At 73.6% G+C, this 18,433-nt stretch carries 19 protein-coding genes and 1 rRNA gene; 12 read left to right on the forward strand and 8 right to left on the reverse strand.

Annotation, left to right across the window (positions count from 1 at the left end; translation table 11 throughout):
• The first annotated feature begins 200 nt into the window (after positions 1-200).
• Positions 201-317 (forward strand): 5S ribosomal RNA (gene rrf, locus H7344_RS16275).
• Between the two features lie 117 nt (positions 318-434).
• Here rrf and H7344_RS16280 read toward each other — a convergent pair.
• Positions 435-1,235, reverse strand: a complete 801-nt coding sequence (locus tag H7344_RS16280; protein ID WP_186347063.1) for a MerR family transcriptional regulator — start codon at positions 1,233-1,235, stop codon at positions 435-437.
• A 52-nt stretch (positions 1,236-1,287) separates the two neighbouring features.
• On the opposite strand from H7344_RS16280, the gene H7344_RS16285 reads away from it, so the two are divergent.
• Genes H7344_RS16285 through H7344_RS21280 form a run of 4 tightly spaced genes read left to right on the forward strand, consistent with a single transcriptional unit; the run spans position 1,288 to position 4,567 of the window.
• A complete protein-coding gene (locus tag H7344_RS16285) occupies positions 1,288-3,132 on the forward strand; it encodes a hypothetical protein (RefSeq protein ID WP_186347064.1) in 1,845 nt (614 codons plus the stop codon).
• Positions 3,129-3,278: a hypothetical protein gene (locus H7344_RS16290; protein ID WP_186347065.1), complete on the forward strand. Its 150-nt coding sequence runs from the start codon at positions 3,129-3,131 to the stop codon at positions 3,276-3,278. Before H7344_RS16285 ends, H7344_RS16290 begins: the two co-directional genes overlap by 4 nt.
• 56 nt (positions 3,279-3,334) lie before the next feature.
• The gene (locus H7344_RS16295; RefSeq protein ID WP_186347066.1) at positions 3,335-3,778 is read left to right on the forward strand and encodes an ATP-binding protein; all 444 of its coding nucleotides are present in this window, start codon (positions 3,335-3,337) and stop codon (positions 3,776-3,778) included.
• 12 nt (positions 3,779-3,790) lie between these two features.
• The gene (locus tag H7344_RS21280; protein WP_186347067.1) at positions 3,791-4,567 is read left to right on the forward strand and encodes an Fpg/Nei family DNA glycosylase; all 777 of its coding nucleotides are present in this window, start codon (positions 3,791-3,793) and stop codon (positions 4,565-4,567) included.
• A gap of 34 nt (positions 4,568-4,601) precedes the next feature.
• Here H7344_RS21280 and H7344_RS16305 read toward each other — a convergent pair whose 3' ends face one another.
• Both H7344_RS16305 and H7344_RS16310 read right to left on the reverse strand, forming a co-directional pair.
• The gene (locus tag H7344_RS16305) at positions 4,602-5,246 is read right to left on the reverse strand and encodes a PP2C family protein-serine/threonine phosphatase (protein ID WP_260989640.1); all 645 of its coding nucleotides are present in this window, start codon (positions 5,244-5,246) and stop codon (positions 4,602-4,604) included.
• Positions 5,197-5,559, reverse strand: coding sequence for a hypothetical protein (locus tag H7344_RS16310; protein WP_186347069.1), 363 nt, complete (start codon positions 5,557-5,559; stop codon positions 5,197-5,199). The genes H7344_RS16305 and H7344_RS16310 overlap by 50 nt, the downstream gene beginning before the upstream one ends.
• A gap of 98 nt (positions 5,560-5,657) precedes the next feature.
• Between H7344_RS16310 and H7344_RS16315 the strand changes: the two genes are divergently transcribed.
• The 3 genes from H7344_RS16315 to H7344_RS16325 all read left to right on the forward strand — a co-directional run bounded on the left by H7344_RS16315 (position 5,658) and on the right by H7344_RS16325 (position 9,436).
• Positions 5,658-6,182, forward strand: coding sequence for a DUF5709 domain-containing protein (locus H7344_RS16315; RefSeq protein WP_222130779.1), 525 nt, complete (start codon positions 5,658-5,660; stop codon positions 6,180-6,182).
• A gap of 97 nt (positions 6,183-6,279) precedes the next feature.
• The gene (locus tag H7344_RS21285) at positions 6,280-7,881 is read left to right on the forward strand and encodes a GMC family oxidoreductase (protein WP_186347070.1); all 1,602 of its coding nucleotides are present in this window, start codon (positions 6,280-6,282) and stop codon (positions 7,879-7,881) included.
• Between the two features lies 1 nt (position 7,882).
• Positions 7,883-9,436, forward strand: a complete 1,554-nt coding sequence (locus H7344_RS16325; protein ID WP_186347071.1) for an aldehyde dehydrogenase family protein — start codon at positions 7,883-7,885, stop codon at positions 9,434-9,436.
• Between the two features lie 66 nt (positions 9,437-9,502).
• Here the strand turns inward: H7344_RS16325 and H7344_RS16330 are convergent, their stop codons facing one another.
• Positions 9,503-10,600 (reverse strand): NADH:flavin oxidoreductase, encoded by a 1,098-nt coding sequence (locus tag H7344_RS16330; RefSeq protein ID WP_186347072.1) that lies wholly within the window; start codon positions 10,598-10,600, stop codon positions 9,503-9,505.
• A 67-nt stretch (positions 10,601-10,667) separates the two neighbouring features.
• Here H7344_RS16330 and H7344_RS16335 point away from each other — a divergent pair, with 67 nt between their 5' ends.
• Positions 10,668-11,435, forward strand: a complete 768-nt coding sequence (locus tag H7344_RS16335) for a hypothetical protein (protein WP_186347073.1) — start codon at positions 10,668-10,670, stop codon at positions 11,433-11,435.
• 63 nt (positions 11,436-11,498) lie between these two features.
• On the opposite strand, the gene H7344_RS16340 is transcribed toward H7344_RS16335, so the two are convergent.
• The 3 genes from H7344_RS16340 to H7344_RS16350 are packed head-to-tail and all read right to left on the reverse strand — an operon-like array spanning position 11,499 to position 14,511.
• Complete coding sequence (locus H7344_RS16340; protein ID WP_186347074.1) at positions 11,499-12,473, reverse strand: quinone oxidoreductase family protein; 975 nt, start codon at positions 12,471-12,473, stop codon at positions 11,499-11,501.
• Positions 12,473-13,285 (reverse strand): citryl-CoA lyase, encoded by an 813-nt coding sequence (locus H7344_RS16345; protein ID WP_186347075.1) that lies wholly within the window; start codon positions 13,283-13,285, stop codon positions 12,473-12,475. Before H7344_RS16345 ends, H7344_RS16340 begins: the two co-directional genes overlap by 1 nt.
• A gap of 11 nt (positions 13,286-13,296) precedes the next feature.
• The gene (locus H7344_RS16350; protein ID WP_229707227.1) at positions 13,297-14,511 is read right to left on the reverse strand and encodes a CaiB/BaiF CoA transferase family protein; all 1,215 of its coding nucleotides are present in this window, start codon (positions 14,509-14,511) and stop codon (positions 13,297-13,299) included.
• A 210-nt stretch (positions 14,512-14,721) separates the two neighbouring features.
• Between H7344_RS16350 and H7344_RS16355 the strand changes: the two genes are divergently transcribed.
• Positions 14,722-16,176, forward strand: coding sequence for an amidohydrolase family protein (locus tag H7344_RS16355; protein WP_222130780.1), 1,455 nt, complete (start codon positions 14,722-14,724; stop codon positions 16,174-16,176).
• Between the two features lie 21 nt (positions 16,177-16,197).
• On the opposite strand, the gene H7344_RS16360 is transcribed toward H7344_RS16355, so the two are convergent.
• Entirely contained in the window at positions 16,198-16,992 is a 795-nt protein-coding gene (locus H7344_RS16360) for an IclR family transcriptional regulator domain-containing protein (RefSeq protein WP_186347077.1), read from the reverse strand.
• A gap of 99 nt (positions 16,993-17,091) precedes the next feature.
• On the opposite strand from H7344_RS16360, the gene H7344_RS16365 reads away from it, so the two are divergent.
• Entirely contained in the window at positions 17,092-17,991 is a 900-nt protein-coding gene (locus H7344_RS16365; protein ID WP_186347078.1) for a DODA-type extradiol aromatic ring-opening family dioxygenase, read from the forward strand.
• Positions 17,988-18,350 (forward strand): hypothetical protein, encoded by a 363-nt coding sequence (locus H7344_RS16370; RefSeq protein WP_186347079.1) that lies wholly within the window; start codon positions 17,988-17,990, stop codon positions 18,348-18,350. The genes H7344_RS16365 and H7344_RS16370 overlap by 4 nt, the downstream gene beginning before the upstream one ends.
• Positions 18,351-18,433 lie beyond the last annotated feature (83 nt).

The raw sequence follows: 18,433 nt of genomic DNA on the forward strand, positions 1-18,433 counted from the left end.
GGAGGTGTACAGCAGTAATGCCTAGCCGACCGGTACTAATAGGCCGAGGGCTTGTCCCACAACCACTCAACCAAGACAACAACCACCCATGGTGTTGCAAGCAGAGTGCTCGCGTCCACGAATCCAGCATCACGCCAGACTTGATCTGTGCCGTGAACCCCACCCGCGGGTGGAGTGTTCCGCGCACAGGTCGCTAGAGTTACGGCGGCCATAGCGAGAGGGAAACACCCGGTCCCATCCCGAACCCGGAAGTTAAGCCTTTCAGCGCCGATGGTACTGCAACCGCGAGGTTGTGGGAGAGTAGGACGCCGCCGGACATACCATTAGCAAGCGGGGCCATACCTTCGGGTATGGCCCCGCTTCGCATTTCCCCGGGGGCCTTTCAGCCGACGCGGCTCGAGACCCCAGCCGGCCGGGTTGGCGCGGTCGACTGGTCAGCCGGGCAGTCCGTCGCCGAGGACGCGGTCCACGCGGTGCACCATCGCGAGGTCGAAGGTGCTCTGCAGGGCGCGGGTCGCGAGCTGGCGGAGGTCGTCCAGGGCCTGCTCGACGTCCGGCCAGGCGACCGCCGGCTTGCCCGCGTCGACGAACGGCTGCCAGACGCGGTCCACGAAGAGCTCGACGTACAGCTTGGCCACGCCGTCCGCGTGCCGGCGCAGTCGCTCGAGCAGGTCCAGCGCGCCCCGGGCGTCGAGCCCCAGCAGGCGCATGGCCTCCTCGCCGGCAGTCAGGAGCGCCGGAGCGACGACCTCGACCCGCGGCTCGCCCGACGGTCCGTCCGGCGCCTCGCGGACCAGTCCCAGGCGGAGCGCGATGCCGAGAACCTCCGCGGCGTCGCCGGCGTCCAGGCGGAACCGGTCGACCAGGTCGGCGAGGGTCGTGACCTCGACCTCGGGTGGGGTGAACATGCCGCGTGCGTGCTCGGTGAACGCGAGCAGCTGTCCGTCGGCCGTGGTGTCGGTGTCGAGCATCCGGGCGATGCCCTCGAGCTTGAGCCCGGCGGCCCGCAGCTGCTGCACCAGCCGGACGCGTTCGACGTGCGCGGCGCCGTAGTAGCCGGTCCGTCCGTGGAGCTCGGGCGGCGGGAGGAGGCGTCGTGACTGGTAGTTGCGCAACGAGCGGACCGAGACGCCGGTGCGTCGGGCGAGCTCCTCGACGACGAAGAGCTCGTCGGCGTCGCCGTGGGATCTGTCCGGAGACCCGTCCGCCGGCTCGGGGGACGTGTGCTCGACCACGCTTCGATGCTAACCCTTGCTACGGTTGCATTGAACGATGTTACATAGATGCATGCCTGCATCCCTCCGCTTCGTGGACGTCCTCGCCTCCGGTCCGGTGGCCGTCGAGGACCGTCCCGCCGGCGCGGCCGCGCTCAGCGAGGTCGCTCTCGCGTCCGGCCTGGCGCTGCTGATGACGATCGCGCTGGGCGCGATCGTGCTGGCCCACCGCTCGGGCCGGCTCCCGGCCCTGACCCGGCTGATGGCGTGGATGGACCGTTCGCGCTTCTTCGGCACCCTGGCGCCCTGGGCGCAGGTGCCGCTGATGGTCGCGATGGTCTCGCTGATCACGGCGCTGCTGGGGATGTACTGGGACATCTCGCTGCACATCGGCCTGGGCCGCGACGAGGGGCCGCTGGCCAACCCCGCGCACTACCCGATCCTCTTCGGTCTCTTCGGCATCTCCGCCGCCGGCGTCCTGGCGTGCGCGCTGCCGCGCCAGGACGAGGTCGGCCCGTCCGGTGTGAAGCTGGCCCCCGGGTGGCACGCGCCGGCCGGCGGCGTGCTCCTGACCGGTGCGGGCACCTACGCGCTGCTCGGCTTCCCGCTGGACGACGTGTGGCACCGGATCTTCGGGCAGGACGTCACCCTGTGGGGGCCGACCCACCTGATGCTCATCGGCGGCGCCGGGCTGTCGCTCGTCGCGATGGCGGTCCTCTTCGAGGAGGGCCGGGTCGCCACGGAGCAGAGCGGCCGTCGGACCAGCGCGGTGGCGACGTACGTGCTCAAGGCCTGCCTGGTCGGCGGGCTGCTGATCGGGATGAGCGTCTTCCAGGCGGAGTTCGACTTCGGCGTCCCGCAGTTCCGGTTGGTGCTGCAGCCGTTCCTCATCGCGGTGGCCGCGGCGTTCAGCCTCGTGGTCGCCCGGTTGTGGATCGGCCGCGGCGCCGCCGTCGCAGCGGTGCTGTTCTACCTCGTGGTCCGCGGCGGCGTCAGCGTGGTCGTCGGGCCGGTGCTGGGCGAGCTGTGGGCGGCGGTCCCGCTCTACCTCGCCGAGGCGCTCATCGTCGAGCTGGTCGCACTGCGGCTGGCCTCCCGCCCGCTGGCGCTCGGCGTGACGAGCGGGGTGCTGATCGGCACGGTCGGGTACGCCGCCGAGCACGCCTGGACGCAGGTGGCCTTCCGGCTCCCGTGGACCTCGGACGTCGTCGTGGAGGGAGTCCTGATGGCGACCGTGGCCGGAGCGGCCGCGGGCCTGCTCGGTGGGCTGCTGGTGCGTGGGCTGCGCCGGGACCTGCCGGACGCGGTCCGGCCGCGGCTGCACTTCGGCCTGGCCCTGGCGGGGATCGCCGTGTGCGCGGCCAACGGCGTGGTGGCGACCCACCCCGACGACCTTCGCGGCACGGTCGCCGTCTCCGAGGCCGGCGGCGGCGAGGTCGACCTGGAGGTGACCTTCGACCGCGAGCCGGCCGACGGCGAGCCCGCGTGGCTCACCGTCACCGGCTGGCAGGGCGGCGCCGGCAGCGAGGGCCTGGTCGTCGACCACCTGGCGGAAGGGGAGGAAGGCGTCTGGCGCACCACCCGGCCCGTCCCGGCGGACGGCACCTGGAAGACGATGGTCCGGCTGCACGACGGGCGGGACCTGACCGCGATGCCGGTCTTCCTGCCCGAGGACGCCGCGCTCGACGAGCCGGAGATCCCGGTGGGAGACGGCACCCGTCCGTTCGACGAGGAGAAGCTGCTCCTGCAGCGCGAGCTGTCCGACGACGTACCGGGGTGGCTGTGGCTCGCCGCCGGGTCGGTCGTCCTGCTCTGCTCGCTGGCGCTGGTGCTGGGCCTCGGGTGGGGCGTGAGCCGGTTCGCCCGGGCCACGCGGCCCGAGGTCGGCGCCGGGCGCGGGCCGAAGGTGCCGGCGTGAGGGGGCCGAGCGCCCCGGTCGTCGAGCACATGGGTGCCCTGCACGGTGCGGAGGGGTTCCTCGTCCTGCTGCTGGCGCTCGGTCCGCTGGCGGTGGCGTTCGTGACGGTCTTCTACCTGCGCTGGCGCGGCGAGCAGGAGACGTGAGCGGTGTCGGGCGCGGCGCAGGTTTGGCGGCGCGCCCGCCGGTTCACCGGGGGTCCATGACCGGCCTCGAGCAGGACCCGTGCACCCGGGTGCACCTGTGGCACGACCTGGGCGCGGTGGCCGACGCCCGCCGGGCCCTGGTGCACGACCTGGAGGACGCCGGCCGGGACCGGCGGTCGATCGAGGACGCGGTGCTGGTCTTCTCCGAGCTGGCCGCCAATGCCGTCGAGCACGGCTCACCGCACGGGTGCGGTCACGTCGAGGCGACCTGGTGCCTCTACCCGGACGGGGCCCGGATCACCGTCGCCGGCGACGTCGACCCGGTGGTGGGCGAGAAGGTCCAGGACCAGTTCCAGCCGGTCGTCGCCGACCAGTACGCGCCGCGCGGCCGCGGTCTCGCGATCGTCGACCACGTCTGCGACCGGTGGGGCGTCGACGTCGACGACGGCACCGTGCGGGTCACCGCCCAGCTCGCCTTCGACCCACTCGCCGAGGACTGACCGGGCGCCGCCGTGCCCGAGGGTCACACCGTCCACCGCAACGCCCGCGACCTCGCGCCGCTGGTCGGTGACCGCCTGCGGGTGAGCTCGCCGCAGGGGCGGTTCGGCGAGGAGGCGGCGCAGGTCGACGGGGCGCCCCTCGGCTCGGTCGAGGCCTGGGGCAAGCACCTGCTGCTCGGCCTCGGGGACACGCGCTACGTCCACGTGCACCTCGGCATGCGCGGCACCTGGCTGCCGCGCCCGCCGGGTGAGCCGCCGATCGCGTCGGCCCGGCTGCGCATCGAGGGCGCGGCGGGCACGTGGGAGCTCGTCGCGCCCTCGACCTGCGAGCTGCTCGACCCGCCTGCTGCGGCCGCGGTCGTCGCCCGGCTCGGGCCGGACCCGCTGCGTCGGGACGCCGACCGGGAGGCTGCGCTAGCCGCGCTCGGCCGCGGCAGGACCGCGATCGGCGCGCTGCTGCTCGACCAGTCGGTCGTGGCCGGGGTCGGGAACGTCTTCCGCGCCGAGGCGCTGCACGCCGTGGGCGTCCACCCGCGCACGCCGGGGCCGGCGGTCGAGCGGCCGGTGCTCGACCGGCTCTGGGACGTGCTGGTCGCGATGATGAGCCGGGCGGTGGAGGACGGCCGGATCGTCACCGTCGACGCCCCGGACCGGCTGGCCGTGCCGGAGGCCGAGGCGCGCCGGGTCTACAAGCAGGTGCACTGCCGCGACTGCGGCGCGGACGTCGTCGTGGAGCAGGTCGGCGGGCGGACGTCGTACGCCTGTCCGGTGGAGCAGCCGGCGCCCTGACGTGGCGCGGCGCCGGCTCGTCAGCGCCGGCTCGTCAGGGCGTGGGCGGTGCGAGCCGCTCGGGCGCGGTCGGACGCCACTGCAGCAACGCCAGCGTCGCGTCGTCCTCGAGCCGCGCGTCCTGGTGCTCGAGCAGCGACCGGACCAGGCGCCGCACGGTCTCGGGGGCCGGCAGGCCGGCGGCGAGGTTGCGGGTGACCAGGTCGACGAGGCGCTCGGCGCCGAAGTACTCACCGTCGGCGGAGCGGGCCTCGACCACGCCGTCGGTGTGCAGCAGCACCAGGTCGTCGGGCTGGAGCATCTCGGAGCCGACCACGAAGTCCTGGCTCCCGGTGATCGCCTCGTTGAGGCCGAAGGGCAGCGCGTGCGGTGTCTCGAGCATCCGCACCAGGCGGCCCTCGCGCAGCAACAGCGGGTCGGGGTGTCCGGCGTTGACCCAGCGCAGCTCGCCGGTGGTGGTGTCGAGCTCGGCCAGGAGCCCCGTGCTGAACCCGCCCTCGCGGGCGCCCTGCGCCACGGCGTCGTCGACGAACCGGGCAGTGGTGGCTCGGAGGCGACCGACGCGAAGCGGCGAAGTCGCAGACGCAGCGCACCGTCCTCGGCGTCGAGCGCTGCGGGGTCGTCCACCGTCACGGCCAGCACCCCGAGCCGCTGGGTGCCGTCCAGCAGCGGCTGCCAGACCCGGACGCCGCGGGCCGGGGCTCGAGCTCTTCGAGGACGACCTCGATCTGCTGGAAGGCCCGGCCCCCGAGCGTCCCGTCCACGCGGAGCGCGTCCGGCTCGCCATCGCGCGGCGACGTGCCGTCCGGCTGCGGCCGGTCGGGCAGCGGCACCAGCACGCCCTGCTGCAGGTCGGCGAGGTGGACGCGCACGTCGGTCACGCCGAGGGCGGCGCCGTGCGCGGCGAACAGGTCCGGCAGGTCGTGGGCGCCGGCGAGGTGGGCGGCCTGGAGCAGGTCGTCGAGGGCACGCTCCCCGCTGCTGTACGGCATGGCGACGATCGAAGGCGGGCGCCGCGCGGCCTCCTGCGGGTGAGCGGTGTGAGGTGCGTCGGGGCAATACCGGCGGCGGGTGCGGGTACAGGAGACCCATGACCAACGACCCCGCAGCCGACAACGCAGCCATCGGGACCGACCCCTCGGTCGACGCCACCGAGGACGCCAGCGACAACGAGAGCTACCACGGCTACAGCGTCGACGACGAGACCCAGCCGCAGAGCTCGGGCGACAGCCTGGTGCAGGAGAACACCGACGTCCGCGAGCCGCTCGATGAGGGCTACAGCCCGCCGGAGAAGTACTCCGTCGCGCAGGGCTACGGCAACACCCCGCTCGAGGAGGCGATGGGCGAGACCTTCGACCAGCGCCTCGAGCAGGAGGTCCCGGAGCCCGACCCGTACGAGCAGGCCGAGGTGGAGGCCCAGCGCGGCGAGCTGAACGAGGACATCCGCGACGGGGCCCAGTCCGGCGACGAGCGCGCCGGCCGCCTGGTCGAGCCCGACGAGGGCGCGCACACGGACGTCGAGGCGGACCTGGTCGCCGAGGACGTCGGCATCGACGGTGCCGGCGCCGGGGCCGAGGAGGCCGCGGTCCACGTGGTCCAGGACGACCAGCTCTGACGTGATCCACAGGCGGGGGTGCCCCTGGTGATGCCGGTCACCTCCGCCTAGTCTTCCCCGCACCCCGGCACTCCGGCCGGGGAGCGAGGAGGACGTCGTGCCGGACCGGGAAGTCTTCACCCACGTGGTGGTCGGAGCCGGCAGCGCCGGCGCCGTGCTCGCCGCCCGGCTCACCGAGGACCCCGCGGTCTCGGTGCTGCTGCTCGAGGCCGGCGGCCCGGCCGACGCCGACGAGGTCGCCATCCCGGCGGCCTTCGCCAACCTGTTCAAGACCCGGTGGGACTGGAACTACCAGACCACCGAGCAGAAGCAGCTCGAGAGCCGCCGCGCCTACTGGCCGCGGATGAAGGCCCTCGGCGGCTGCTCGTCGATGAACGCGATGATCTACATCCGCGGCAACCGGGCCGACTACGACACCTGGCGCGACGCCCACGGCGCGACCGGGTGGGGGTACGACGACGTGCTGCCCTACTTCATCCGGTCCGAGGGCAACACCCGGCTCGGCGGGCCCCTCCACGGGCAGGACGGCCCGCTCCACGTCGAGGACCGGCGCTACACCCACCCGCTGACGACCGCCTGGGTCGAGTCGGCCGTGGCGGCCGGCTTCAAGCCGACCGACGACTTCAACGGCGCCGAGCAGGAGGGCGCCGGCCTCTACCAGGTGACCTGCCGCAAGGGCCGCCGCTGGTCCACGGCGAAGGCCTACCTCGAGCCCGCGGCCGACCGGCCCAACCTGACGATCCGCACCGGCGCGTTCGCCGAGCGGGTCGTCGTCGAGGCCGGCCGGGCCGTCGGCGTCGCCTACGCGCACGGCGGCGGCACCCGCACGGCGTACGTCGACGGCGAGGTGGTGCTCGCGGGCGGCGCGATCAACTCCCCGCAGCTGCTGATGCTCTCCGGCATCGGGCCCGGCGCGCACCTGCGCGAGGTCGGCGTCGACGTGGTCGTCGACCTGCCGCCCGTCGGGCAGAACCTGCACGACCACCCGGCCGTGCCGCTGGTCTTCCGAACCCGCGGGACGACCGACCTGATGGACCACAACAACCTCGTGCAGTTCGCCCGCGCCAAGGCGACCGGCACCGGCCCGCTGACGTCGAACGTCGGCGAGGGTGGCGGCTTCTGGCGCACCCGCGACGACCTGGCGGCGCCGGACCTGCAGGTGCACGTGGCGCCGACCGGCTTCTACGACAACGGGCTGCACGAGGCCACCGCCCGCCGGGTGACCGTCGCGCCGACGCTCGTGGACGTCGCCAGCCGCGGCACCCTGCGGCTGCGCTCGACCGACCCGCGCTGGCACCCGGAGATCGACCCCGGCTACTTCGACGACCAGGCCGACCTGGACGCGATGACCGCGGGCGTGCGGCGGATGCTCGAGACCGTCGCGACCGGCCCGCTCGCCGAGCTGGTCGCCGGCCCGGGGCTGCCCACGATGGAGGCCTGGGGCGACGACCCCACTGACGCGCAGGTCGTCGAGCACCTGCGCGCCTACACCCAGACGCTCTACCACCCGGTCGGCACCTGTGCGATGGGCGACGACGAGCGCTCGGTGGTCGACCCCGAGCTGCGCGTGCGTGGGGTGGACGGGCTGCGGGTCGCCGACGCCAGCGTCATGCCGGTGGTGACGCGCGGCAACACCAACGCCCCGACGATCATGATCGGCGAGCGTGCCGCCGACCTCCTGCGTGGAAAGGCCCTCTGAGATGACCACTGCCCCCGCCCTGAGCACGACCGACCGGACCTTCGAGTCGATCAACCCGGCGACCGGCGACGTGGTCGGGACCCACCCGGTGCACGACGAGTCCGACGTGCGAGCCGCGGTCGAGCGCGCCCGGGCGACGGCGGACTGGTGGGCCGGCCTCGGCTTCGACGGCCGCAAGGAGGTGCTCACCCAGTGGCGCGGCGTCATCACCCGCCGCCTCGCCCAGCTCTGCGACGTCGTGCACCAGGAGACCGGCAAGCCGCACGGCGACGCCCAGCTGGAGTGCGCGCTCGCCATCGACCACCTCGCCTGGGCCGGGTCGCACGCCGAGAAGGTCCTCGGTCGCAAGCGCGTCTCGCCCGGGCTCCTGCTGGCCAACCAGGCGGCGTCGGTGGAGTACCTCCCGCTCGGCGTCGTCGGCGTCATCGGCCCCTGGAACTACCCGGTCTTCACCCCGATGGGCTCGATCGCCTACGCGCTGGCCGCCGGCAACACCGTCGTCTTCAAGCCCAGCGAGCTCACCCCCGGCGTCGGCACATGGCTGGCCGACAGCCTCCGCGAGGTCGTGGGCGACCACGACCTGCTGCAGGTCGTGACGGGGTACGGCGAGACGGGTGCGGCGCTGTGCCGGGCCGGGGTCGACAAGGTCGCGTTCACCGGCTCGACCGCCACCGGCAAGCGGGTGATGGCCGCGTGCGCGGAGACGCTGACGCCGGTCGTCATCGAGGCCGGTGGCAAGGACGCACTGCTCGTCGACGAGGACGCCGACCTCGACGCCGCCGCGGACGCGGCCGCGTGGGGAGCCTTCGCCAACGCCGGGCAGACCTGCGCCGGGGTCGAGCGGGTCTACGTCCACGAGCGGGTGCACGACCGGTTCGTCGACCTGCTCGCCGAGAAGGCGCGGACCGTGCACGCCGGGGTCGACGTCGACGCGAAGATCGGGCCGATGACGATGCCCGGCCAGCTCGACGTCGTACGCCGTCACGTCGCCGACGCGCTCGCCCGCGGCGGGCGGGCCGTGGTCGGCGGCAACGAGGCGGTGGGGGACCGGTTCGTGCAGCCGACCGTGCTGGTCGACGTGCCCGAGGACAGCGAGGCGGTGACCGAGGAGACGTTCGGGCCGACCGTCACGGTCCGCAAGGTGCGCGACATGGACGAGGCGGTCGAGCTGACCAACGCCGGCAAGTACGGCCTCGGATCGGCGATCTTCACCGCCAAGCGCGGCGACGACCTGGCCCGCCGGCTGCGGACCGGGATGACGTCGATCAACTCGGTGATCTCGTTCGCGGGCGTGCCGACGCTGCCGTTCGGCGGCGTCGGCGACTCGGGCTTCGGTCGGATCCACGGGCCGGACGGGCTGCGGGAGTTCACCTACGCCAAGGCGGTGACCCGCACGCGGTTCAAGGCGCCGCTGAACCTCACGTCCTTCGACCGCACGCTCGACCAGGACACGATGGTCGCCACCCTGCTGCTCGCGCTGCACGGCCGCGCCTCGCAGCTGCCGAAGATCCCACGCCGCCCGCTCGAGACGATCCGCGGGCGCCGTCGGGGCTGACCACCTCGCCTCGTGCTGCCCAGCGTGCGCCAGGACGCACGCGGGGCAGCACGAGCCGGACGGGGGCTAGGAGGCGACGAGGTCGTCCCAGCCCCGGGCGAGGTAGTCGACGAACGCCGGGCCGACCGACTCCTCGCGCAGCACCTCGCGGGTGACCGGCCGCTCGCGCACCCGGAAGTCGGGTTCGGCCAAGGCGCGGGCGGCGAAGTCGTGGTGGAGGATCGCGCCGGTGCCGACGCTGACCAGGTCGGCGCCCCGCTCGAGGCACCAGCGGGCGTCGGCGGTGGAGACGACCGCACCGGCGACGCCGAGCCGGGTGCCGCCGCGCGGCAGGTCGGCGAAGTGCTCGATGAGCAGCCCGTCGCCGCCGTACCGGGGCTTCATGTACACGTCCCACAGCGACATGTCCAGGTGGTCGAGCAGGCCGGACGTCATCACCTGGCGGGCGGTCTCGCGGCCCTCCTCGAGGCTGATCCCGCTGCCCTCGGGGGTGAGCCGCAGGCCGAGCTGGAAGTCCGGCCCGGTGGCGGCGCGGATGCCCTCGAGGATCTCGCGGACGATGCGGAAGCGGTCGTCGAAGGAGCCGCCGTACCCGTCGGTGCGGTGGTTGTGCCGCGCGTCGAGGAACTGCCCGACGAGGTAGCCGTGCGCGCCGTGGACCTGCACGCCGTCGAAGCCGGCCCGCTCGGCGCGGACGGCCGCGGCGACGAAGTCCGCGACCACCTGCTCCACCTCGCCGGTGGTCAGCGCGACCGCGTCCTTGCTCGGCTCGTCCCACGGGCACTGGTTGGGCCGACCGGTCAGCGCCGGGTCGGCGCGGCGGCCGCCGTGGTGCAGCTGCACGGCCGAGACGGTGCCGGTCGCGCGCAGGGCGTCGGCGAGCCGGGTCAGCCCGGGGAGGTGGTCGTCGGAGGCGATGCCGAACTGGCCGCCCCAGGCCTGCCCCGCCGGGGAGACGTACGCCGCCGCGGTCATGACCAGGCCGAAGCCGCCGCGGCCGCGCGCCTCGAGCCAGCGGTGCTCGTCGTCGGAGAGCGTGCCGTCCGCGTGGCTCTGGGTGTTGGTGAGCGGCGCCAGCGCGAACCGGTTGGTCCAGGCCGGGCCGTGGGCGAAGGTGACGGTGTCGGCGAGCGTCGCAGCCGGACCGGGAGCGGGAGTGGTCACCGGCCCATCCTGCCGACGGCCCGGTGACGGCCGACCGGGAGGTGCGGCTCGGGTACGTTCGAGCGCGATGAGCGACTCACGCCGCGGCCTCCGCACCGTCCCCTCGACCCTCGCGCGCGGCCGCGACCGCGTGACCGGGGTGTTCCAGCACCGCTACCCGACCGTCGCGGTCACCGGGATGACCGGCGTCGGCAAGACCGAGCTGGTCGACCACCTCGCCGGTCGCCCGCGGCGCGACGACCCGTCCGAGGCGGGCTCGGCGGTCATGGAGCGGCGGGTCCGCCGCGACCGGCGGCTGCGGGGGTTCCGGTTCCGCGTGGTGCCGGGCGAGAACGCCGCCACCCGGCTCGGCGCGCTCGACGAGGTCTTCCACGACGACCCGGTCGACGGCGTGCTGCACGTCGTCGCGAACGGCCACGCCACCGGCCGCCGCCCGGCCGGCACCACCGGAGCCGTCGAGGTCGACCGCGAGGAGCAGCTGGCCCGCGAGCTGGAGGACTGGACGGTCACCGCGCACCGGATCGCGTCGATGGCGGTCCGCCGCCCGCGGCCGACCTGGCTGGTGGTCGTGGTCGTGGTGACGAAGGTGGACCTGTTCCTCGACGAGCCGGGTGGCATCGACGAGGTGGTGCGCTCCTACTCACCGGGCAGCGGCACGCCGTTCGGGGACCGGCTCGACGAGCTGCGCGCCCTCGCCGGCGCGGCCAAGCTGTCCATCGACGTGCTCCCGGCGTGCAGCCGGCTCGACCCGGGCAGCCCCCTGTCGGCCAAGCAGCGCGACGCCTACCTCGCCGCGCTCGAGGCGCGGATGGGTCAGCTCGCCGGCCACGTCTGAACCGTCCGCCGCTCCATCGGGCCCCCGGCGCGTCCCCCCAGTGCACGCGCCGAGGGCCCGGGTTCAGAGGGTGACGACCGCCCGGCCGTGCACCTCGCCGCCCTGCTGCCGCGCCCACGCCTCACCGACGTGCTCCAACGTGAAGGCCTCGTGGGGCACGGCGAGCCGGCCGGCGGCCGCGTGCTCCTCGATCGCGGCCATCGCCGCGCGGCGCTCGCCGGCGGTGAGGTCGTTGTTGGTGTAGCCGAGGACGCGTCGGGCGCCGCTGCGCAGGTGCGCGGAGGAGAACGTCGCGGTGTCGCCGGCGCTGCCGCCGAGGTTGACCAGGCGGCCGTGCGGCGCCAGGCAGAGCAGTGCCGCCGACGCGGGCACGCCGCACAGCGGGTCGAGCACGAGGTCGACCTCGCCGACGACGTCGCGCATCCGGGCGGCCAGCGTGGCCACGTCGTCGTCGCGCTGCAGCGGCACGAACCCGTCGGCGCCGAGGTCGGCGGCCCGCTCGGCAGCGGTCGGCTCGAGCGCCGCGCCGAAGACGGCACCCGCGCCGGCGATCCGGGCGGCCTGGAGCGCGACCGTCCCGACGACGCCGCTGGAGCCGAGCACCAGCACCCGCTCGCCGGTGGACAGGCCGCCGGTCAGGGTGAGCGCCGTCCACGCCGCGATCGCGGAGAGCCCGAGCGCCGCCAGGTGCACGTCGTCGACCGACCCGGTGAGCGGCACCAGGTCGGCGTCGGCGACGACGGCCCGCTCGGCCATCGCCCCGTCGCCGGGCGCCATGCCGGCGGTCGTCGGGAACCACACGCGGGTTCCGGTGGCGTGCTCGGCGGAGGACAGCACGGTGCCGACGCCCTGCACGCCGGGGACGTACGGCGTCGCCGGCTCCCCGAAGTACGACGTGCCGCTCGCGCAGAGCAGGTCGAGCGGCGTGATCGGTGCCGCGGTCACGGCGACCAGCGCCTGGCCGTCGCCGGGGACCGGCTCGTCCTGCTCGACCGGGTGCGGTGGCTCGCCGCAGGTGTGCAGGTGGGCCGCGCGCATCACGCCTCCCCGCGGGCCGAGGCCGGCGGGTCGACGTACACGGCGTGCCGCTCGACGTCGGCGAAGACGTCCGCGGCGACGCGGTTGCCGCGGACCTCCTCGGCGATGTGGCCGAGCAGCCCGGCGCACCGCGCGAGCAGGACGACCCCGCGCAGCAGCTCGACCGGGATCCCGATGTCGGCCAGTGCTGCCCCGCACGCGCCGGCGCCGTTGAGGGGCAGCGCCTTGCCGGTGACCTCCTCCGCGACCCGGCCGACGGCCTCGAAGAGCGCGAGGTGCGGGCCGAACTGGTCCTCCTCGCGGGCGATGCCGAACAACGCGGGGATGCGCGGGTCGCCCTCCTTGTGCAGGTGGTGGCCGAGCCCGGGGACGAACCGGCCGGCGGCCCGCTGGCCACGGACGGCGTCGGCGGCCAGCTCGTCCCAGGCCTCGGGCGTGGTCGGCAGCTCGTCGACATGGGCGAGCGCGTCGGCCAGGAACCGGCCGGTGTCCTCGCTGACGCCGAGGAACCGCGACCCGCCGCCCAGCAGACCCGACGCCAACGCACCCTGGATGGACTCGGGTGCGCTCAGGAAGGTCATCCGCGCCGAGATCGCGGTGGGGGTGAACCCGTGGTCGGCGAGCGCGACCAGCACGGCCTCGAACACGCGCGCCTGCTGCGGCGTCGGCTCCCGGAGCGTGATCAGCCGGTAGGCGAGGTGCCCGAAGCTGACCTTGCCGATGAGGTCGGCGGAGAGGTCCTGGCCGAGCAACGAGATGGTGTGCAGGTCGGAGACGCCCAGCGAGGTGGGGTACGTCGGGTGGTCGCTCATCGGGTCTCTCCTCAGGCGGACGGGGCGGGCGGCTCGGCCGGAGCCGCGTCGGGGTGCGGGTGCGGCCCGAACCCGAGCCAGCGTCGGACCTCCTCGCCGTGGCTGTCCAGCGCCGGCGGCGGCAGCTCGTAGCGGGCCGGGGTCGCGCTGAACCGGATCGGGTTGCGGACCGTCGGCACGCCCCCGACCTCGACGACCGGCTCGAGGCCGAGCGACTCCGCGAGCTCGACGCCACCGCGGACGTCGTTGATCGGGCCGCACGGCACGCCCGCGGCGCTGAGCTCGGTGAACCACTCCTGCGCCGAGCGGGTCGCGAGCCGCTCGAGCAGCAGCGGCCGCAGGTCCTCGCGGTTGTCGTTGCGCAGCCCGACGGTGCGGAAGCGCTCGTCGTCGGCGAGCTCCGGCACGCCCATCGCCCGCACCAGCTTGCGGAACTGGCCGTCGTTGCCCGCGGCGACCACGAGGTCGCCGTCGCCCGTGGCGAGCGGCTCGTAGGGGAAGAGGCTGAGGTGGGCGTTGCCCATCCGTCCGGGGACGACCCCACCGGCGACGTACGCCGAGGTCTGGTTGACCAGCGAGGACATCGCGGTCGCGAGCAGGTTGGTCTCGACGTGCTGGCCCTCGCCGGTGGCGTCGCGGTGGCGCAGGGCGGCGAGGATCCCGATCACCGAGTGCAGGCCGGTCATCACGTCGAAGACGGAGATACCGGCGCGGAACGGCTCGCCGTCGGGGTCGCCGGTCAGGCTCATCAGGCCCGACATCGCCTGGACGAGCAGGTCGTAGCCCGGCAGGTGGGCGCCACCGGTGGAGCCGAACCCGCTGATCGAGCAGTAGACGCTGCCGGGGTTGCGGGCGGCCACGTCGTCGTACCCGAGGCCGAAGCGGTCGAGGCCGCCGGGCTTGAAGTTGTGGATGAAGACGTCGGCGCGCCGGGAGAGCTCGTGGGCGACCTCGACGTCGTCGGCGTCCTTGAGGTCCAGCACGATCGATCGCTTGCCGCGGTTGATCGCGAGGTAGTAGGTGCCGTCGTCGCCGCGGCGCGGGGGCACCCAGTGCCGGGTGTCGTCGCCGGCAGGACTCTCGACCTTGACCACCTCGGCGCCGAGGTCGGCGAGCAGCATCGTGGCGTACGGGCCGGCCAGGACGCGGGAGAAGTCGGCGACCAGGACGCCGGCGAGGGGCCCGTCCGTCCGGACCTCGGGCGGGGACGCGGGGTCGATGCTCACTGCGATGCTCCATCCGTATCGCGGACAACTGTCCGCAACAGTGCCCGATCGGTTAACGCGTGGTCAAGCGCGTGCCATCGGCCTAGACCTGCACCGGCACGGCCGCGCGAGGAGCGCCCAGATCTCTTGACTTGTGACCGCCGTTACGGTCAGGCTCACCCAAAACGGACAATCGTCCGTCAGTTCGGAACACCGGAGGTCGAGATGTCCGTGCCCGCCACTCCCGCGACCGACTTCGCCGGCGCGCCCGCCGTCGTGCTGCGCGGCGGGACCGTGCTCACGATGGACGACCGGCGCACGGTGCTGACCGACGCCGACGTGCTCGTCGTGGGTCAGCGCATCGAGGCCGTCGGCCCGGCCCTGGAGGTGCCCGAGGGCACCGTCGAGGTGGACGCCGCCGGCGGCATCGTCATGCCCGGCATGGTCGACACCCACCGGCACATGTGGCAGACCGCCGTGCGCGGCTACGGCGCTGACTGGACGTTGACGCAGTACTTCGTGTGGAACTACCTGGAGCACGGCCGGAAGTTCCGCCCGCAGGACATCTACGCCGGCAACCTGCTCAGCGGACTCGAGGCGCTCGAGGCCGGCGTGACCACCAGCGTCGACTGGTCCCACAACCTCCACACCGTCGACCACGCCGACGCGGCGGTCGACGCGCTCGAGGAGGTCCCGGGCCGCTTCGTCTTCGCCTACGGCAACATCCAGGCCGGCCCCTGGGAGTGGTCGGCGACCCCGGAGTTCCGCGACTTCGTCGAGCGCCGGATGAAGCGGACCGACATGCTCGGCTTCCAGATGGCCTTCGACGTCACCGGCGACCCGGAGTTCCCCGAGAAGGCCGCCTTCGAGGTCGCCCGCGACCTCGGCGTCCCGGTCACCACCCACGCCGGCGTGTGGGGCGCGACCAACGACAACGGCATCCGTCTGATGCACGAGCACGGCTTCATGACGCCGGAGACCGTCTACGTCCACGCGGCGACCCTGAGCGACGACTCCTACCAGCGCATCGCCGCCACCGGCGGGCACGCCTCGGTCGCCGCGGAGAGCGAGGCCAGCTGCGGGCAGGGCTACCCGTCGAGCTGGTCGCTGCGCCGCCACGGCATCCCGATCTCGCTCTCGATGGACACCAGCGTGTGGATGAGCGCCGACATCTTCTCCGCGATGCGCTCCACCCTGAGCGCCGACCGGACCCGCGAGCACCACGAGGCGCACGCCGGCAACGAGACCATCACCCACCTCGCCGTGCGCGCCGCGGACGTCGTGGAGTGGGCGACCCGCGGCGGTGCCCGCGCGCTCGGCCTCGACGACGTCACCGGCAGCATCGAGGTCGGCAAGAAGGCCGACGTCGTGCTGGTCAAGAACGACGACTCGCCGGTGATGTTCCCGGTGCTCAACCCCTACGGCCACGTCGTCATGCAGGCCCAGCGCGGCGACGTCCACACCGTGCTCGTCGACGGCAAGGTCGTCAAGCACGCCCACAAGCTCGTCGACGCCGACCTGGTGAAGGCCCGCCGGGTCGTGGAGGACACCGTGTCCTACCTCCAGGACACCCTCGGCGCCGAGGAGTGGGCGGCCGGCATGAGCCCCGACGTCCCCGAGTCCAAGGTGCTCGACAACCCCTACACCTACACCGAGTACGCCGACGCCTCGACGCACACGCGCTGAGCGATGCGACGCGGGGATGAGTCAGGCGCCGACCTGCGGGCGGGCCTGCCACAGGGCCCAGTCCGCGGCGACGTCGCTCGCGGTCTGCATCAGCCAGGGGAGGTACTCCCCGGTGAGGGTCTCCACGCTGGTCTCGGCCGCGTGCACGGTGACGTTCATGGCGGCGCGGACCACGCCGTCGCCGTCGCGCACCGGCACCGCGATCGAGCGGATGCCGCGGGCGAGCTCCTCGTCGGCCAGCGCCCAGCCGCGGGCGCGGACCGTGCGCAGCTCGGCCTCGAGCTCGTCCGCGTCGTAGGTCGGTGCGGGCAGGCCCGACCGGGTCGGCTCGGCCAGGGCCGCGGCGCGGGCGTCCGGGTCGAGGGCGGCCAGCAGGACCTTGCCCTGCGAGGTCGGCACGGCCGGGAACCGGGTGCCGATGTCGACGCGCAGTGCGATGATCTTCGGCACGGCCACGCGGGCGACGTACACCACGTCGGAGCCGTCGAGCTGCGTCATCGAGGAGGACTCCCCGGTGCGCGCGACGAGCGCCTCCAGGTGCGGCCGCGCCATGTCCCACAGCCCCAGCGAGGCGGCGTACGCCGCACCCAGGCGCAGGACGCGCGGGGTCAGGGCGAAGCGCCCCTCGCTCGTCCGGACGTAGCCCAGCTCCTCGAGCGTGAGCAGCAGCCGGCGGGCCGTCGGTCGCGCCAGGCCGGTCGCGGCGGCGACGTCGGCGAGGGTCATCTCCGGGCGCTGGGCGTCGAAGCAGGTGAGCACGTCGAGCCCGCGCGCGAGCGCCTCGACGAAGTCGGGTCCGGTTCCACGTCCAGCCATGGACCGATGCTCGCACAGCGGACGCTCGATGGACGCCGATCGCGGCAACGCAGCCGCGATGCGGACAGATGTACGGACAATTCCGGAAGGACCTGCTGAATGGCGAAGCTGGTGGCGATCCTCGCCACGACCCACCACCCCTTCTTCTACAAGACCAGCCGGCTGCCGGCCGAGGAGGCGCCGCCGTTCGCGGCCGACTGGGTGCGCAAGGTCGAGGCGTACCGCGAGACCCTCACGCGGGCGCAGCCCGACGTGCTGGTGATGGTCGGCTCCGACCACTTCCACCAGCTCTGGCTGGACAACATGCCGCAGTTCCTCGTCGGCAAGGCGCCGTACTACGACGGGAACTGGGAGAACGAGATCCGCGAGTTCGGCATGCCGAAGCTGTTCTTCAAGGGTCACGAGGAGCTCTCGGCGTACATGCTCCGCGAGGGCATCGACCGCGGCTTCGACCTCGCCTTCTCCCACGAGCTGCGCGTCGACCACTCGATCACCTGCCCGATCTTCACGGTCCGCCCGCAGAACGACCTGCCGATCGTGCCGATCTACACCAACATCTTCGCCCCGCCGCTGCCGCGCCCCGAGCGGTTCGTGCAGCTGGGCAAGACGATCCGCGAGATCATCGACGCCTGGCCCAGCGGGATGCGCGTCGCCGTCATCGGCACCGGCCACCTCTCCCTCGAGCTCGGCGGCCCGCGCCAGTTCGGCCCGCACGGGCCGGACCCGGAGTTCGACGCGCAGGCCGTGGAGTGGATCAGGGACGGCGACATCGACGGCGTGTTGTCGAACGTCACCCTCGACAGCCTCCACGCCCCGGGCAACGCCACCCACGGCTTCATGGACTTCATGCTGATGATGGGGATCGCCGGCTACGCCAAGGCCGACTACGCCGACAACCTCGACCTGTTCCACACCATGGAGGCCTACTTCACCTGGTACCCCGACCCGAGCCTGCTGACGGAACCGCCGCTCACCTCGAAGGGGGCGCTGCTCCGATGAGCAAGTACCTCGTCAACAAGTTCCTCTTCACCGTCGACCGCGACACCGCGCTCACCGAGCGCTACCGCGAGGACCCCGCCGGCACCGTCGCCTGGTGGGAGGCGGAGGAGGCGAACAAGATCCTCAACTGCATCGACGCGGAGAGGTCCACCTGGCTGTCCTTCACCGAGGAGGAGCGCCAGGCCCTGGCAACCCACGACCACGTGGCGCTCTTCGGGATGGGCGCCCACCCGTTCCTCACCCTGACGCTGTGGATCGCGATGTTCGAGCGCGACTGGGACGAGCCGCTCGGCATGCAGCTGGACTACGCGGCGAAGCTGGCGCACGTGGAGCAGCCCTACCCCGACATCAGCTGCTGACCTGCGGCGGAGACGCCCGCGGGCGACGAGGAGCGGTCTAGGCATTCGGCGACGCGGAGGGGTGCTCGTCGGCGAGAATCGGG

It is taken from the genome of Nocardioides deserti, from assembly GCF_014266025.1.
GTDB lineage: Bacteria > Actinomycetota > Actinomycetes > Propionibacteriales > Nocardioidaceae > Nocardioides > Nocardioides deserti.